Origin of the sequence: Streptomyces corchorusii (assembly GCF_001514055.1) — a bacterium.
Lineage (GTDB): Bacteria > Actinomycetota > Actinomycetes > Streptomycetales > Streptomycetaceae > Streptomyces > Streptomyces olivaceoviridis.
The window spans coordinates 1-15,505 of the sequence record NZ_KQ948392.1 but is presented as its reverse complement, the minus strand read 5'-3'; the positions used below and the strand labels follow the sequence as shown (position 1 = coordinate 15,505).

The following is a 15,505-nucleotide window of genomic DNA, read 5'->3' as shown; positions in this document are numbered from 1 at the left end:
TGGGTGGGTGTCGCGGAGTGTTGCACTGATGTCAAGGGATGTCCTCGGACTCGGCGGGCCTGGTCCCTCGACGCTATGGCGCTGATTCGCCCCGAATGACTTGTCCGTGCACAACTCTGTGACCTGGAGTGCACGGTGTGCGCACCCGCACGTCCGGACTGCTCGGCCGCCTTGCCGGAGGTTGTGTCGTGCGTCATGCCCCACGTCGTGACACATCCCGGCGGATGGCGGTGTGTTGAGGGCATGACCTGGGCGGCGCGGCGGTGGGCAAGCCCGTGGTGACGGATCACCGAGCAGTTCGTGACCGCGGCGGTGACCGGTGACCGGTGACCGGTGACTGGTGACTGGGAAGGGCTGCTCTCGCTGCTCGCACCGGAGTCACCTGGACCGCGGAGGCGGCGGGACCGTCGCGGGGCGGCGGGACCGTCGTGGGGCGGCGGCCGGTGGTGGGGGCGGAGAAGGGGGCCGCGGTCCTCATGCGGAGCTTCCGCGGGGGACGGTCGGCAGGCCCGCGGATCAAGGTGGTCAACCGCACCAACGCGCTCGCGACGGTGGTCCACGGCGGCGACCGCCCGGAAGCCGCCTTCCTGGGCGAGATCGCCGACGGGAAGATCAACGGCGTCTACGCCGTGCGCGACCCGGACAAGCCCGCCGGGGTGGCGGTTGCGCGCCGGATCAGCCGCTGAGGAGGCCAGGACGTACGCGGCTCACGTCGTACCCGGTCGTCGTTGCCAGGCGGACGTTCGGCCCGCGCACGTCACCCCGACCACGACCGCGGCCAGGGGGTGCGCCCGCGCAGGCAGCGGCGCACACGGGCCCGGGCCCTTGCCATGGCCGGCAGGACCTGGGCAGCGGCCGGGGGCAGGTCCAGATCGTCGGTCACGGACACCTCGACGCCCCCGCTGTACAGCGACGACAGGTTGTAGAGGAAGGTCCCCAGCGTCGCCAGGCCGGTGCCCAGGACGACTTCCACGGTGACGACGCCGATCGCGATGGCCACGACGGTGCCCAGGTCCGGCAGGACGTCCGGCGCCATGGCCTCCATCAGGATCCAGAGGACGACCGTGGTGGCGAACGCCAGGATGCCGACCCCCGCGAGGAGCAGGAAGCTCGTCACCATCACCGACCAGGGATCGCCCTCGGCTATGCGCATCCGTATCGTCCGGGGCCCGGAGGCGGCAGCCGCGCCGGACGCGGCTGCGGGCCCGGCGCCCTCGGCAACACCGGACTCCTCCGATTCCCTCGACTCCTCCAACTCCTCCAACTCCTCCGGTTCCTTCACCGGAACCGGCCGTTCCGTGGGGTGGGGAGGTGCGGTGGAGCCGTTCTCCGGGGAGCTGCGGGCTCCGCCGCCCTGCGTCACTGCCGCCTGCTCTCCGGCGATGGTGGGGGGCCTGCGCTTGGCTCGACTCATGCCTGTCTCCCTGACTGGCCCGGCAGCCTTCGCAGTGCCCTCCGCCATCGAACGGGCCTCCGTCGACCGCCCGGCGGCCTCTGGGGCCTGCTGGTCCGTGCATCCGACCGTATGGGCGACAGGGGCGCCCCCGCACCCGGAGGAGGTCCCGGAGACCGGCCCCGGGAACCGGCCGCGACGGCACGGGAGCCGCCTCACAGCGGGCCGGACCCCACCCGCCGGACGACACCGGAACGCCCCCGGGCGACACCGCCGAATGGGTGTACGAGCGTGTCGGCCGTACGACGGACACATGCCCCGAAGGGCTGAATCCCGACCGGCGCGGAGACGGCCCGTGCCTCCGGTCGCACCGCCACCGGTCGCACCGCCACCGGGGGCCCGCCACCGGGGGCCCGCCGCCGGTCGTCACTCCACGCCGGTGCTCCCCACCGACACACCCCGCCATGTCACCGCCTGCCGCGTGCCGCCTGTCGCCTGCCGAAGCGGGGCGTGCGGATGTGCGCGACCGGCGCGGGTCAGGCGCCTCGGTCGGCTTCCCGGGCCGCGCGCTCCAGCCGGCTTCGATAGGTCTCCCACCACGCCGAATCGCCGGGCGCCACGGCGTCGTTGCCCTTGCTCATCCCCACGGCGCCGTCCAGGAGTTCGCGGACGATGTCGGCGTGCCCGGCGTGCCGGTGTGTATCGGCGATCACGCGTACCACGGCGTGGTGCAACGTCACCTCGTCCTTGCCGTCGGGCCACCACGGCACCCTGCCGACCGTGTCCAGCGCCAGCGCCTCCACCGTCGCGTCGGCGTGCCGCCACGCACGGCGGTACAACTCCACGACGAACTCCCGTGACTCGTCGGCGGTGGCCCACATGTCCGCGTTGGTTTCGGCACCTTCGTCGAGCCAGGGCAGCGGCTCGCCGGACGGCCGTCCGAAAACGTCGCCGAGATATCCCAACTCCACGCCGGCCGCGTGTTTCACCAGGCCGAGGAGGTTGGTGCCGGTGGGCGTCAGCGGGCGGCGGATGTCGTACTCCGAGAGCCCTTCGAGCTTCCACAGCAGGGCATCACGGGCGGACTGAAGGTAGGTATGAAGGTCTGCTTTGGGATCCGGTGTGATCATGCGGCAAGTCTGCCGCCCGCGCGATCCCCCCACACCCCTTTTCGTACCGCTCCCCGCGCCCGGGGTCCAGGCGTCCAGGCGGGCACCCGGATCCGCGCCATGACAGCCTCGAACCGGGTGCGGTCGGCGCGCTGACCGGGCCCAGTGGCGCCCGCGAGAGCGCGCGCACCACCGACGGATGCGTCACAAGTGTGCGCGCTTTACGCGTTCGGGTCCCAGTCTGCGAGCTGCTCCATCGGCTCGGTGTCGCCGGTGGTCTCCAGGCCGTCGAGCGGGACGCGCTCGTAGAAGTAGAGGACCAGTTCGCTCGCTGCGCCTCGCATCGCCATGTCGCCCGGCTCCGCGTCGGCGGCGAGGTCGTCGCAGCGGACGCCGTCGGCGTTGAGGGTCAGGCGCCAGGAGCGGCCCTCGGTCGCGTGCAGGTCGATGGTCGCCGGCTTGTACGGCCAGGGGACGGTCGTCGCCGACACGGTCGTCAGGAACTCGTCGACGCCCTCGACCGCGACGTCCGTCGGCAGCGGCTGTGCGGCGCCCTGGGTGAGCTGGGCGTCGTAGGTGTGGACGGCGATCTCCTGGATCTGGTGCCGGGCCACGGCTCCGCTGGTCTCCGGGGCCTGCGAGCGGCCCCACCAGGTCCAGCAGCCGCGGTCCGGTCCGGCCTCGCGCATCGCGTCCAGCATGAGCTCGGTCGACTCGGCGAGCCACGCGTCCAGGGCTTCGCGGTCGCGGGGCGCGGTCGGGGCGCCCTTCGGGCTCGTCCTCGCCGGGGGCTCGGCGCCCGGGCCCGCCGCGACGATGGCGGCCTGGCGGCGGCGGCCGTCGCCGAGGTGCTGCGCCAGTTCGCGCAGGGTCCAGTCCGGGCAGGTCGGGACCTGGACGTCAAGGTCGGGGGCGGACGCGATCGCAGCGCGGAACGCGGCCGAGCGGTCTTCGATCAGCCGCAGGACCTCGGGGAACTCCAAGATGTTTTGCACGGCGGTTGTGTATCACGGCGCTCCGGCCGCCCGATAGCGAATTTGTCGGACGAACGCGTCGACTCCCGCTCATGATTGCCAGGACAGCTCCTGGTGCTCCAGCCACATCCCGTCGCGCATGATGACTCGACCGCGTAGTTCCGGCTCACCGCGCCAGGCGCGCACAGTCTTCGGGACCACGCGCACGTACACGAAGGAGCCCTCTTCCACACGTGGGTCCCACCCGAACTTGTCGGCGAACGCATCCGCCGCGTCTCCGGGCACCTCCTGGTCCGGGAAGCTCTCCGCCTCGCCCTGGAGGAGCACCACGTCGGAGGTGTCCGGGAGCGACAGGCGCACGCGCGGCTCTTCGCGGATGTTCCGCACCGTCACGGAAGTGGCGCTGGTGCACATCCACACCGCTCGCCCGTCCCACGAGAACCACAGCGGCACCTGGTGCGGCCCGTGATCGGGGTGGGCCGTCGACACCCACACGTCCCGCTCGGTGACGAGCCGCTCCAGAGTGTCGCGCATACGTTCCGCCGTCCGGCGGCGGACGATTCCCGTGGTCTCCATGAGCGCCGACCCTAGCCAAGCGGGCACGACGCGCGCCTGAGGCGCAGGACCTACGCCCAGCGACCGATGAACACCTCAGCTCTTGACTGAACCCCTCAACTCTTGGCCCGGCCTACGAGGCCGTGTCGTCCGGGCGGGTGCCGCGGGTAGCGCCCGCCGACGCGGCCACCACGCACAGCACCGCCAGCCACTGCGACCAGTGCAGCGACTCGTGCAGCACGACGAGGCCGATGAGGGCCGCCATCGCCGGTTCGAGGCTCATCAGGATGCCGAACACGCGCGGTGGGATCCTGCGCAGTGCTTCCAGATCCAGTGAGTACGGGATCACGGACGACAACAGTGCCACGCCGAGCCCCGCGAGCAGGACCCACGGCTGGATGAGCGCCGTTCCGCTGTCGGCCACGCCGAACGGCACAGCCACCAGCGCCGCGACGGCCATGCCCAGGGCCAGGCCGTCGCCCTCCGTGGTGTGGCGGCCCAGTGCCGCGCCGACCAGGATGTACAGCCCCCAGCACGTTCCCGCGGCGAGGGCGAACAGCAACCCGACGAGGTCGAGGTCGCCGCGTCCCTCCATCAGCAGGACCACACCGCCTGCCGCGAGCAGGGCCCAGAACGCATCCAGCCATCTGCGCGACCCGGCCAGCGCCACCACCAGCGGCCCGAGGAACTCGGTGGTCACCGCGATCCCCAGCGGAATCCGGGACAGGGCCAGGTAGAAACACAGGTTCATCAGGCCGAGGACCACGCCGTAGCCGACCACGACCGCCCACGCGCGACGGCGCATACGCGGCGACGGCCGCCACACCACCACCAGCACCGCCGCCGCGAAGAACAGCCGCAGCGCGACCGTCCCGAAGCTGCCCACCGCGCTGAACAGGTGCTTGGCCAGTGCCGAGCCCACCTGCACGCTGACGATGCCGAGCATGACCAGCGCCGTCGGCGGGACCGCACCGAAGCCACGTCCGGCGAGCGCGGTCAGGGAGAACCGGGGGGACGGGCCGCCTTCGGCCGTGTCGGCGTTCATGGTGGCCATCCGGGGATTATCGACGGCGGGGCGCGACGCGGCACGTGATTTTCCCGACCGGGCACGGCCAGGCACGGCTGTGTCTGGCCGTGCCCGGTCGCGCCCCGTCGCGCCGAGTGGCCTTCTAGGCGGACGCCTTCGTGTAGGTGAGGGCGATGGTCCCGTTGTCGAACACGCGGCTGCCGGTGAGCTTGAAGGCGCGCGGCGAGAACTCGGCGCGGAAGAGGGGGATTCCGGATCCGGCCACGACCGGGTACTGCTTGACGATCAACTCGTCGATCTCGGGGAGCAGTTGACCTGCCAGGTCGCCGCCGCCGCAGAGCCAGACGCCCAGACCCTCCTCCTGCTTGAGCCGGCGGACCAGCGCGACCGGGTCCTCGGTGGTGACCTCGACGGACGCGTCGGGGCTGACCCCCAGCGAGCGGGAGACGACGATCTGCCGCAGATGGGCGTAGGGGCTGGTGAGGCCCGCGGCGAGGCCCGGCTCGTAGGTGCCGCGGCCCATGACGACGGTGTCGAAGTGCGTGTTGGGGGCGTCCGCGACGCCGAGGGCCGCGCGCGCCGGAGTGGGCAGGGTCTCCGGGAAGTCGACCGTGAGGTGCGGGAGGTAGTCCTCGGTGAGGTACGGGGAGAAGAAGTCGTAGTCGCCGTCGGGGCCCGCGATGAAACCGTCGATGGTGCCGGCGACGAAGTAGGTGAGCTTGCGCATGCATGTCCTTACAGGTCGAGTGACGTGTGCCGGGTGACACGGGCCGACTGACGCACGTCGGGTGAGGTCTCTCGTCGACGACAACACGCGCACTTCGCGCATCCCCCATCCCCATCCCCCGGATCGCGGCCTGGGTTCCGGCCACGGCCGACGATTCTGTGCCATCCCCCGGACCTTGCCGCAAGCCCCCCAGGACGAGCGTGTGGACCAGGGGCCGGAACGGGGCGCCTTCGCCTTGCCCGACCGGGACGGGTGAGCGGGTGCCGAAGGACCACGTGCCCACCGGGCTCAGCGCGAGGAGCCGGACGCCGGCCGGCCAGGGGCGGTAGCCGCAGCCGACGGTCACGTCGAGCAGGCGGCCCCACGGACGCGCGGCCGGGGGAGGGTCCGACGCCGACGGCGCTGTTCGGCGAGCAGGACGCGGCGGGCACGACTTCCTGGACCGCACCCGGAAGTGACCGGTGCCGGGTCCGGGACAGGGTGGCCCGGTCCACCGGAGCGGACCGTTCTCGGCGCCGGCCGGTCCCCGCCGTCGCTCAGAACGTCCACCGCGTGTGCGAGTAGACCCCGTCGTTCCTGCCGAAGCCGTACGCCGTGGCCGGGGTCAGCGCGAACACCACCGCGTCCCCCCTGCGGAACGCGTCGCCGATGCCGTGGAAGGGGCCCTCGGGCGAGGTGATGTGCGGCCCGTACTTCGCCTCGTACGCCGTGATCACCTTCTCCAGGGCCGCCGGGTCGGTGACGGGCTTCGCCGTGCCCTCGACGACCAGGTCGAGCCCCTGGGTGAGGGAGTTCCCCCCGGTGGTCAGCGCGCAGTGCGCGTCGTGGGCGAGGTTCCTCGCCTTCTGCTCCCCGGGACCGGTGGCGAAGTACAGCAGCCCGTCGTGCCAGGTGGCGATGACGGGGGTGACGTGCAGCCGGCCGTCGGGCCGCACCGTGGAGACCCAGAAGATCTCGGCGGCCTCCAGCTTCCGCCGGGCCTCGGCCCACTCGGTGGCGGTGACGTCCGCGGCACCCGGGCGGGGGTTGGTCGCGGAGCTGTAGCGGGCGTCGAGCTCGGCCGTGGGGTGAGTCGCGGGGCCGGGTGCGGCCATGGCGGATCTCCCTTCTCTCCTCGGGACACCTGACAGAGACCTGATGGGGCCCTGAAGCCCCCGTCAGCATCATCGCCCCCGGCCGCCCGCCCCACCTCCCGTGCCGGACGCGCCACCCGGGGCCCCGGCCTGGTCACGCGCCCCGCGGTGCGACCGGCAGCCCGTCGATCATCAGGCCGATGGCCAGGCCGAAGCGGTCCTGGACGGCCCCGGCGGTCAGCTCGGCGGCGCAGCGCTCGGTGCAGGGGAAGGCACCGGGCAGAGCGGTGAATCGGCACGGTGACTCGGCGCGGTGACTCGGCATGGCGAATCGGCATGGCGAATCGGCGCGGCGGTTCGTCGCGGCCGGCCCCCCAGGAGCCGTCACTCCGGCTGAGCCGCCTGTTCGCCAAGGAGACCTCCGGGCCGAGGCGTTGACGATCCTCCGGCCACGCTCCTCCAGAAGTCCCGCATCAGCGGCGTCGGCGTCGGGTTCTCCATCGCCACCTGCGTCAGGAGGATCGCGACCGTGCCCGTGGCCGGGACGATGTGCGCCGTCGTGCCCGTGCCGCCCACCCAGCCGTAGCGGCCGGGGACGTTCCAGGGGTCGGCCGGGGTGACGTCGACCTGGCCGCCGTAGCCCCAGCCCTGGCCCTCCAGGAAGAGTGTGGCGCGGGCGCGCTGCTCCGCCGTGAGGTGGTTGGTGGTCATGCGGCCGACCGAGGTGCGGGTCAGGAGGCGCCGGCCGCCCGCCTCACCTCCGTTCAGCAGCATGCGGGCGAAGGCCAGCCAGTCGTCGGCCGTGGAGACGAGACCCCCGCCGCCCGAGTGGAAGCGCGGGCGGCGGCTCCACAGCCCGTCGGGGGTGTCCGCCGGTTCCGGGGTTCCGTCCGGGGACGGGGTGTAGGACGAGGTGAAGCGGTGCCGCTTCGCCTCCGGGACCTCGAAGGCCGTGTCCTTCATGCCCAGCGGCTCGAAGACGCGTTCCGCGAGGAAGTCGGGGAGCGTACGGCCCGACGCGCGGGCGACCAGGATGCCCTGGAGGTCGGAGGAGGTTCCGTACAGCCAGGCGTCTCCCGGGTGGTGCAGCATCGGCACCCGCGCGAGGAGAGCCAGCCAGGTGTCCGCGTCCGGCCAGTCCTGAAGGGCGCGGCCGTCCTTCTGCACCGTGAACAGGGCCCGCACCGCCGGGAGGGAGAAGTCGTCGGGGAACCCCCAGCCGGTGCGGGAGCTGAGGAGGTCCTCGACCGTGATCGGGCGGGCCGCCGGGACGACGTCCTCGACCGGGGCGTCAGGGGTGCGCACCACGTTCGGCTTCGCCAGCTCCGGCAGCCACCGCTCGACCGGCGCGTCCAGGGCGAGCCGCCCCTCCTCCACGAGCATCAGTACCGCCGCCGCTGTGACGGGCTTGGTGAGGGACGCGATACGGAAGAGCGAGTCCCGCGCCATCGGTGCCGTGCCGCCGGTGTCCAGCGAGCCGGCGGTCACCACCTCGACGGCGTCCCCGTGGGAGACCAGGCCGACGGCGCCCGGCACCGTCCCCTCGTCGACGTACCGGTGCAGGGTCTCGCGCAGCGTGTTCATCGGTGGCCTTCCGCTCGGGTGGTCCTCCTGTCCACGACTCCGGGGCCGGCGGGAACTCATCGCCGCCACCCTGTCACGGCGATGAGGAGCCGCCCCCTGACCGTGATACAAATACCGGTATAAGTATTGGGTCGATGTGCTCCGGGGAGACGAACACATGGTGGAGATCAAGACCGATGCCGCACTGGACGTGATGCGGGAAGCCGGGCGTGTGGTGGCCCGTGCCCTGGCCGCGGTCCGGGAGGCGGCCGACGTGGGGGTGTCCCTGGGAGAACTGGACGAAGCGGCCCGGGCGGTTCTGGCCGACGCCGGAGCCGGCTCCCCGTTCCTCGGATACCGGCCGTCCTTCGCCCCGGTCGCGTTCCCGGCCGTGATCTGCACGTCCGTCAACGACGCCGTGTCGCACGGCATCCCCAACGGCTACCGGCTGCGCGACGGCGACCTGGTGAGCATCGACTGCGGCGCCGAACTCGACGGCTGGACGGGCGACGCGGCCATCAGCTTCACCGTCGGAACGCCGCGCCCCGGCGACCTCGACCTGATCGACGCCACCCAGGAAGCCCTCGACGCCGGCATCGCCGCGGCCCAGGTGGGCGGTCGCATCGGCGACATCTCGCACGCCATCGACACCGTCGCCCGCAAGGCCGGCTGCGGCATGCCCGCCGACTTCGGCGGCCACGGCATCGGCCGCCGCATGCACGAGGACCCCCACGTCCCCAACCGCGGTCGCCCCGGCCGCGGCTTCCCCCTGCGCCACGGACTGGTCCTCGCCATCGAACCCATGCTCATGGCCGGCGGGCACGACACCTACCGCACCGACACCGACGGCTGGACCCTGCGCACCACCGACGGCAGCAGGGCCGCCCACTTCGAGCACACCGTCGCCATCACCGACCAGGGCCCCCGCGTCCTGACCCTGCCCTGACGCCCCCGGAAGCGGGACGCCACCGCACTACCGAGCCTCGACGCGGGGTGTGCCGTACCAGCGCCACGTGGTCAGGCGCGGCCGGCCGGGAAGCTCTGAGCGACCGGTCGCCCAGAGGAGGGTCCGCCACCGGTCGGTATCGGCCGGGGCGTCGGGGAAGAGCCGGGCCAGCACGCGGTCGCACAGGTCGGCGGGCGGTGTCCACTCCAGCCCCAGACCCTCGGCGACGTCGTGGGTGTGCACCAGGGTCTCGACGACGCCCATCGCGGCGAAGCCTTCGGGGTCGGAGGCACCGAAGACGTGGTGTGCCCGCACCGTGGGCGGTGCGGTGCGGACGATCGCGGTCAGCAAGGCGCCACTGGCGTCCAGCACGTGCAGCAGACCCGCCGTACCGGCCTCCCGGTCCGCGAAGACGGCGTTCGCCGGGCCGCCCGGCCTCCTCCGGCTCCACGCGAAGGGCACATGGGTGTCCAGCGGCGGGTTCGCCGGGCCGAGTTGGACGGCGTAGGAGAACAGGTCGTCGGCGAGGTGCTCGACGGTCTCCCAGCAGTCCCACTCCAGGGAACCGGCCGTCACACTCCAGTCCAGCGCCTCGGCCGCGCGCAGAGTGGCGAGCGCCGAGCGGACGGCGCGTTCGACGTCGGCCGCGGTAACCGGGCCGCTCACTGATCGCTCTACGGTAGCCATGCCGGGACCGTACCAATGATCGTCCGCTGCCAGGGGACCGACCGGGCAACGCTCAGGGGCCACCGGGTGCGTGCGCCCCGGGTGTGCTTCAGGTCGTCGCCCGTACCGCGTCACGGATCAGTTCGGCGACGTCCGCCGGGTGCGACAGGGGAACGGCGTGTGCGGCGTCGCCGATTTCGAGAAGGGTCGCCTCGGCCCGCCTGGCGCAGAAGCGCACGGCTTCGGGGCTGCTGGCCGGGTCGGCGCCGGCCAGCAGCATCCAGGACGGCCGGGTCCGCCACGCCGCGGCCGGTGCGGCCTCGGCGCGGGCGAGTTCGGCGAAGGGGTGGTGCCCCGTGCCGAGCGGGTGCGCCGTCTCTCCGAGGCGGCCGGCCACGGTGGGGGAGGGGAAGCGTCGCTCCAGGTCGCGCACGCTTTCGCCTTCCGCCAGGGCGTACGCCGCGATGGAGACCAGTCCGACGACGTTCGGCGCCGTGCCGGCGGCGGAGATGACCGTGCCGCCGTACGCGTGACCGACGAGCACGACGGGGCCGGCGATCCGCGAGGCGACGCAGGAGATGTACGCGGCATCGGCCGCCAGGCCCCCGAGGGGGTTGGCGGGAGCTGTCACCGGGACGGCGTGGTGGCGCAACCGTGCGGTGACGCGCAGCCAGACGCTCGCGTCGGTGAAGGCCCCATGGAGAAGAAGGGCGGTGGGAGTCGTGACCACGTCATTCCTTGGCATGGGCGGGGGGATGGTGCTGCCGGTCCGGTCGGTCGAGTCACGACTGCTGGGCGGTGCGCCACTCGGTGGCGGAGACGCCGTACTGCGCGCGGAACGCTCTGCTGAAGTGGGAGGCGCTGGCGAAACCGTACTGATGTGCCACGGCGGCGATCGTCCGGTCGGCGTGGCGGGCCATGTCGCGGCGGCTCTCCTCCAGCCGGCGCTGCCGGACGAAGCCGCTCACGGTGGTGCTCTCCCCTTCGAAGAGCTTGTGCAGATAGCGCGGCGAGATGTGATGGGCGCGGGCGATCATCACGGGGGAGAGCGCGGGATCGGTGAGGTGCTCGTCGATGAACGTCCGGACGCGTTCCAGCAGGGCGCGGCTGCCCCCGGCCCGAGGTCCGCCGCGCGCGCTGCCGATCCGTTCGTCGACCAGCGTGGCGAGCAGGTTCAGCGTGGTGTGGGCCACCAGCTCACGGGTGCGCGAGGGAAGGGTGCCCGCCTTGTCGACGAGCCTGGTGATGAACGGCGACATCAAGGTGCCCACCGGTGTGCCGGGGCCGAGCGGGGTGGCGGTGATGTCGGCTGTCTGTCGCGCGCTCAGGCCCAGGTCGCGTCGGCGCAGGACGAGGGAATGCGCCTGGAACGACTCCGGGATGTCCAGGCGGAGGGGGCGCGCCGTGTCGTAGACCACGACCTCCCCCGGTCCCAGGCGGGTGTCCCGGCCGTCCTGCTCGATCCGGGCGACGCCTGTCACCAGGACGTTGACCACCACGTGCGCGCTCTCCGGCCCGGTGGCGATGTGCTGGGGGCCGCGCCGCACGGACAGGCGGTCGCCGGTCACGGCGACGCTCCGCAGGGGGCCGAGCGGTCTGGTGTGGATGGTGCCCGAGTACGCGTCGTGCGGGAGGGAGAGGCTGACGGTCCCGAAGGTCCGGGACCAGGCGTCGCGCCAGTAGCCCTGCCTGTCCGCACCGGGCGGCAGCGCGTCAGTGGTGTAGAAGCTGTCCGTGTCGTCGCACGCGTCCTGGACGGTCGGAGGCAAAGCCATGAAGTCGTCTCGCTTTCTCTCCAGACGAGCTTGACAACCGGCGCCTACCGCGCGCGTCCCACGATCCGCGCCGATCGCGGAAGCGGTCGTGGGATGCGGAGCGACTACTGCGCGTGTTCCCGCTCGGCGGCGAGCCGGGCGAGTTCGACCCGCGAGGTGATGTCCAGCTTGGTGAACGCGTGCCGCAGGTGCGAGCTGACCGTGTGCGGGGAGATGCCCAGGTGCTCGGCGGTCCGGCCGTTCGTCAGCCCCTGGGCCACCAGCCGGACCACCGCCACCTCCGAGGCGGTCAGCTCGGGCCAGGCGGCGGCGAGCCGCCGCGACGACGTACGGCGCCGGGGGGCGCCCACGGCACGCAGCCGGCGGCGGACGCGCGCGGCATCCCGCTCGGCGCCCGCCTGCGTGTAGAGGTTGAGCGCGGCGTCCAGGTGCGGGACGGCCTCGGCGGCGCGCCGCGAGGCGAGCTTGCGGCCCGCGTCTTCGAGCGCGGACGCCCGGGGCAGCAGCCGGGGAACGCCCTCGTACAACTCGACGGCGCGCAGCAGGACCGCCAGGTCGTTGTCGAGCAGCCCGCGGGCGTGCGCGGCGACGGCCGCCAGGACCGGGAAGCGGGGATTGCGCTCCGCCCGCAGCTCGGCCGCCGCCACCGCTTCGGCGGCGCGCCCGGTCGCCCCCGCCCGCAGCGCCAGACGGACGAAGACGACGGTGTCGGCGGGATCGTCCGGACTCGCCAGCGAGGGACCCACCAGGCCGAACGTGCCGACCGCCTCGGACAGGACCTCCATGGCCCGATCGGGACGGCCCTCGTAGTCCGCGACCAGCGCCAGCAGCCAGGACCCCACATTGCGCACCAGGAGCGCCGGATCGGCGATCATGCGGTCGCGCACATCGGCGGCGTAGGTCCGCACCGCCTCGCGGTCGTCGGTGTGCACGGCGACGCGCAGCAGCGTGTAGAGGACGGTCGCGTCGGCGAAGTTGCCCAGGCCGAGGTCCTGGACCATGGCCGCCGCCGCCTCCGCTTCCGCCCGCGCGTCCTCCAGCCGGCCGGCGTCCAGCAGCACCCGGCACCGGTTGCTCAGCCACAGGCTCATCGCCGCGGCCTGGCCCTGCCGCCGGGTCTCGCGGACGCCGGACGCGGACTCCTCCAGCGCCTCCTCCACGCGTGCCGCCGCGTTCAGCAGGAACGCCTTCCACAGGGCCTCCGGCACCCACAGGGAGTGCGCGATACCCACGTCGGCGGCCAGACGAGCCGCGTCCTCGGCGAGGGCGAAGGCCCGGTCCCAGTCCATCCGGTAGAACCACACCACCGAATCGACCGCGACCGCGGTCGCCCGGGCGGCCCCGTCCCCCGCGTCGGCGGCGGCGTCCAGCGCCTCGGCCACCGCGTCGGCGGTCGCCCGGAAGTCCCCGGCCATCGAGAGGTTCAGACACTCCAGGGCCAGCAACTGGGCCCGCAACGCGGGTGCCGCACCGGCCAGGGCGGCTCCGGTACGCGCCTGCCGGACGGCTTCCGTGAAGTCGTACTGACTCGACACCCGGGCCAGCCCCAGACGGACCTGCGCCTCGGCCTCCGGCGCCATCGTTCCCGGCAGCGCGGCGGCGGCGAGCGCCCGCCCCTCGGCCGCCTGCCCGGCCTGCCAGAACAGCAGCACCGTCTCCGCGATGATCACAGGACGCTCCGCGGCCCCTCCGTCCGTGAGCTCCAGGGCCCGCCGGCTGAGCGCCAGGGCCGACGACGGAGCGGACGCCGACAACTCCGCGGCGGCCTGCCGCAGCAGCTCCACGGCCACCCGGTCGCCCGCCCCGGCACTGTCCGCGAGCAGGGCGGCCACCTCGGTCACCGGCGCGCCACGCCGCAGCAGGACGTCGGCCGCGTGCCGCCGCACCGCTTTGCGCACCGCCACCGGAAGGCTGCCTTCCACGGCTTCGCGGAACAAGTCGTGACGGAACAGCAGACGCTCGCCCTCCTCGACGAACAGCGACGCGTCCACAGCCTCCTGAACCGGCTCGATCAGTGCCGCGGCCGGCGTGCCGAGCAACTCGGCGAGAAGACCGACGGTGACCGTACGGCCCACCGCGGCGGCGGCCCGCACGACCTCCCTGGCCTGCGGGGAGACCTGGTCGAGATGGCGGCGCACCGAACCCTGGAAACCCGTCGGCAGGGCCGGCCCCGTCAGCACCGCCACGCCGTCCGTGACCGTGACGGCCCGCTCCTCGCGCAAGCCGCGCAACAGCTCCACCACCAGCAGGGGCACGCCCTCGGCCCGCCGCACCACGCCCAGGGTGGCCTCGTCGGGCACGGCTCCCAGCACGTCCTCCGCGATCCCCGTGACCGCGGTGTCCGCCAGCGGACCGAGCGGGAGCCGGTGCCCCCCGATGCTCTCCAGGTGGTCGATCATCGTACGGACGCCCGGCGCCACCACGGTGCTGCGTACGCTCACCACCCACAGGATCGCGTGGGCCGACAACCGGACCGACAAGGTCCGCAGCGCCAGCAGGGTCACGTCGTCCAGCCACTGGACGTCGTCCATCGTGATCACCAAGGGCGTGTCCAGCGCCACCTGCTCCAGCCGGTCCTGCAACTCCTGCAACATCCAGAACCGCTGCTCGGGGGCGGCGGCCAGACTCCGCAGCCTGTCCGCGTCGAACAAGGAACCCGAGCCCGTCGACAGGCCGTCCAGCAGCGGCCCGAGCGGAACGAACTGGCCGTCGGGATCCGCACCTCCCCGGAACAGACGCAGCCTGCGCTCGACCGCCATCCGCTGCACCTCCGCGAGCAGACGCGTCTTGCCGCTCCCGGGAGGACCCTCGATGCACACGACACCGCCGCGGCCTTCGGCCAGCGCGTCGAAACGTGCGCCGAGGAAGGCGAGTTCCTCGTCACGGCCCCGTACACGTGGGTGCACGCCGTCGGCACGAGCCGACATCCGCGGCTGTAGGAAGCGGTCCACACGGCCCTCCACCAGGCATCGAAGCGGACAGGACCCCGGCCCGCCGCACGGACGCGGCGCACCCTGCCCTCACCACCCTACAAAGCCGCAGGTCAGCGCGGCCGTGGTAGGCGCTGTGACAATGATCGCCGAGCCTGGGGGGACGGCTTCTTCCGGAGTGGAAGGCGACTTGGCGGGAACGGCCCGCACGGCCACGGAGTTTCGGCGATCCTGGGTGACCATGACCGAAAATCCGAGCGAAACAACTCCGGACGCCGAGGTCGGGGCGCTCCTCCGGGTCCTGGACGGACAGCGGCGCCACGTCCTCGGCATCCTCGACGGGCTCGACGCGAAGGATCTGCGACGGCCCGTGCTGCCCTCCGGATGGCACTGCCTGGGACTGGTCCAGCACCTCGCACTGGACGTGGAGCGGTTCTGGTTCCGCGCGGTCCTCGCCGGGGACGAGGAGGTCATCCGCGGTCTGACGAGCGGCGACGAAGCGTGGAAGGTGGCCCCGGAGGTGTCGGCCGTCGACGTGCTCGACGGGTACCGGCAGGAGACGGAACTCGCCGATGCCGTGATCGCCGGCACTCCTGCCGACGCCGGGCTGGCCTGGTGGCCCCACGACCTGTTCGGTGAACCGCACCTGCACACCCTGCGCGACGTCCTGCTGCACGTCATCACCGAGACCGCGTGCCACGCCGGCCACCTCGACGCGGCCCGGGAACTCATCGACGGCCGCCGCTGGCTGGTCCTGACGACCTAGC

Annotated in this window: 16 protein-coding genes; 3 read left to right on the top strand and 13 right to left on the bottom strand. The window is 72.9% G+C overall.

Annotation, left to right across the window (positions count from 1 at the left end; genetic code table 11):
* Window positions 1-476: 476 nt before the first annotated feature.
* The gene (locus tag AQJ11_RS44795) at window positions 477-686 is read left to right on the top strand and encodes a hypothetical protein (protein ID WP_059267359.1); all 210 of its coding nucleotides are present in this window, start codon (window positions 477-479) and stop codon (window positions 684-686) included.
* 71 nt (window positions 687-757) lie between these two features.
* Here AQJ11_RS44795 and AQJ11_RS44790 read toward each other — a convergent pair whose 3' ends face one another.
* From AQJ11_RS44790 to AQJ11_RS44750, 9 genes are all read right to left on the bottom strand, one after another.
* A complete protein-coding gene (locus AQJ11_RS44790; RefSeq protein ID WP_244218683.1) occupies window positions 758-1,414 on the bottom strand; it encodes a DUF3566 domain-containing protein in 657 nt (218 codons plus the stop codon).
* A 515-nt stretch (window positions 1,415-1,929) separates the two neighbouring features.
* Entirely contained in the window at window positions 1,930-2,523 is a 594-nt protein-coding gene (locus tag AQJ11_RS44785; protein WP_014669368.1) for a DinB family protein, read from the bottom strand.
* Between the two features lie 200 nt (window positions 2,524-2,723).
* The gene (locus AQJ11_RS44780) at window positions 2,724-3,497 is read right to left on the bottom strand and encodes a maleylpyruvate isomerase family mycothiol-dependent enzyme (protein ID WP_059267357.1); all 774 of its coding nucleotides are present in this window, start codon (window positions 3,495-3,497) and stop codon (window positions 2,724-2,726) included.
* 69 nt (window positions 3,498-3,566) lie between these two features.
* Window positions 3,567-4,052 carry a pyridoxamine 5'-phosphate oxidase family protein gene (locus AQJ11_RS44775; protein WP_059267356.1) on the bottom strand — a complete coding sequence of 162 codons (486 nt, stop codon included), beginning with the start codon at window positions 4,050-4,052 and terminating at the stop codon, window positions 3,567-3,569.
* A 112-nt stretch (window positions 4,053-4,164) separates the two neighbouring features.
* Complete coding sequence (locus AQJ11_RS44770; protein WP_059267355.1) at window positions 4,165-5,085, bottom strand: EamA family transporter; 921 nt, start codon at window positions 5,083-5,085, stop codon at window positions 4,165-4,167.
* Between the two features lie 115 nt (window positions 5,086-5,200).
* Window positions 5,201-5,785: a dihydrofolate reductase family protein gene (locus AQJ11_RS44765; protein ID WP_014669372.1), complete on the bottom strand. Its 585-nt coding sequence runs from the start codon at window positions 5,783-5,785 to the stop codon at window positions 5,201-5,203.
* A 536-nt stretch (window positions 5,786-6,321) separates the two neighbouring features.
* Window positions 6,322-6,879, bottom strand: a complete 558-nt coding sequence (locus AQJ11_RS44760; RefSeq protein WP_059267354.1) for a pyridoxamine 5'-phosphate oxidase family protein — start codon at window positions 6,877-6,879, stop codon at window positions 6,322-6,324.
* 133 nt (window positions 6,880-7,012) lie between these two features.
* Entirely contained in the window at window positions 7,013-7,183 is a 171-nt protein-coding gene (locus tag AQJ11_RS44755; protein WP_244218682.1) for a hypothetical protein, read from the bottom strand.
* A 59-nt stretch (window positions 7,184-7,242) separates the two neighbouring features.
* Window positions 7,243-8,442 carry a serine hydrolase domain-containing protein gene (locus AQJ11_RS44750; protein ID WP_059267352.1) on the bottom strand — a complete coding sequence of 400 codons (1,200 nt, stop codon included), beginning with the start codon at window positions 8,440-8,442 and terminating at the stop codon, window positions 7,243-7,245.
* A 157-nt stretch (window positions 8,443-8,599) separates the two neighbouring features.
* Between AQJ11_RS44750 and map the strand changes: the two genes are divergently transcribed.
* Window positions 8,600-9,367, top strand: a complete 768-nt coding sequence (gene map / locus AQJ11_RS44745; protein ID WP_059267351.1) for a type I methionyl aminopeptidase — start codon at window positions 8,600-8,602, stop codon at window positions 9,365-9,367.
* Window positions 9,368-9,394: 27 nt separating this feature from the next.
* Here map and AQJ11_RS44740 read toward each other — a convergent pair whose 3' ends face one another.
* From AQJ11_RS44740 to AQJ11_RS44725, 4 genes are all read right to left on the bottom strand, one after another.
* Entirely contained in the window at window positions 9,395-10,054 is a 660-nt protein-coding gene (locus AQJ11_RS44740; protein WP_175252012.1) for a hypothetical protein, read from the bottom strand.
* Between the two features lie 88 nt (window positions 10,055-10,142).
* Window positions 10,143-10,763 (bottom strand): alpha/beta fold hydrolase, encoded by a 621-nt coding sequence (locus tag AQJ11_RS44735; protein WP_014669378.1) that lies wholly within the window; start codon window positions 10,761-10,763, stop codon window positions 10,143-10,145.
* Window positions 10,764-10,815: 52 nt separating this feature from the next.
* Complete coding sequence (locus tag AQJ11_RS44730) at window positions 10,816-11,808, bottom strand: AraC-like ligand-binding domain-containing protein (protein WP_014669379.1); 993 nt, start codon at window positions 11,806-11,808, stop codon at window positions 10,816-10,818.
* A gap of 104 nt (window positions 11,809-11,912) precedes the next feature.
* Complete coding sequence (locus tag AQJ11_RS44725; protein ID WP_059267350.1) at window positions 11,913-14,759, bottom strand: ATP-binding protein; 2,847 nt, start codon at window positions 14,757-14,759, stop codon at window positions 11,913-11,915.
* Window positions 14,760-14,979: 220 nt separating this feature from the next.
* Here AQJ11_RS44725 and AQJ11_RS44720 point away from each other — a divergent pair, with 220 nt between their 5' ends.
* Window positions 14,980-15,504, top strand: coding sequence for a DinB family protein (locus tag AQJ11_RS44720; RefSeq protein WP_208616778.1), 525 nt, complete (start codon window positions 14,980-14,982; stop codon window positions 15,502-15,504).
* Window position 15,505: the final 1 nt, after the last annotated feature.